This window comes from Arthrobacter sp. SPT-J7, assembly GCF_059089965.1.
The window spans coordinates 1-817 of sequence record NZ_JBNHFF010000499.1 but is presented as its reverse complement, the minus strand read 5'-3'; the positions used below and the strand labels follow the sequence as shown (position 1 = coordinate 817).

The 817-nt window shown below is 61.9% G+C and carries 1 protein-coding gene; it reads right to left on the bottom strand.

Annotation, left to right across the window (positions count from 1 at the left end):
• Window positions 1-613 (bottom strand): hypothetical protein (locus tag AC5RWX_RS33885; RefSeq protein ID WP_494100517.1); only part of this gene is annotated, 613 nt, incomplete at its 3' end.
• Window positions 614-817: the final 204 nt, after the last annotated feature.

The window sequence follows — 817 nt, the reverse complement described above, 5'->3', positions numbered from 1 at the left end:
TCGCACCACTCCTGGTGGCGACGATCAGCAGCCTGCCCTCTGCGGCGGAGACCTGCATCAGCTTCTGCTGGTTCTCCCCGCTGCGAGTGCTGAGTGTGCCGAAGGTCTTTGCGGCATTCGTGTCAGCCTGCAGCTCCTCGCTGGTGACCTCGTACGTCTGTCCCAACGCCGTTACGGAGAATGTGGCGCACTGATTCATCTTGCCGCTGATCTCATTCAAGACCTGGACGGCGTCCGGCCCTTCGCTGCCCGATTGTGCGGACAGGGTGCGGGGCTGGTCGCCTTCAGACAGGGCGACGGCGATCTCACCGGTTTCGACGGTGTCCAGCAGGCCGGCAGTGGCGATGTCCTTGCAGTCTTCAGGGTCCACAGCGGCGGTGCTCAGGAGCAGGTTGGCGATATTGCCGCCCTGGTCCACCTGCTCCTTGGAGTACAGCTTCAGTTCGTTGCCGTCCTCATCCTTCATGCCCGAGATCAGCCCGCGCAGCTCATCCTCGGTATAGACCTTCGCTTCGGCCGTTGCGGAGGCGCTGGCCGTTTCGGTGGCCGAGGGGCTGGCAGCACCACCACCGCCACCGGTGCAGCCGGCCAGGGCAATCATCGTTGCCGTCATCAATCCAAGCGCAGGTACTTTTCGCATCAGGTACAACCCCTCTTGAGATAGGAAGCATGCTTAGTGTTATTAACACTAGAGGTGTTTCCCCAAGCAGGAAATACCGGCGTGGCAACTTCCTGACCCGTCGCGGAGAGGGCGGCCACGGCGGACCGTGCTGTGGAATGATCCGAACAGGACTACGCGCCGTCGTTACAGGTCATG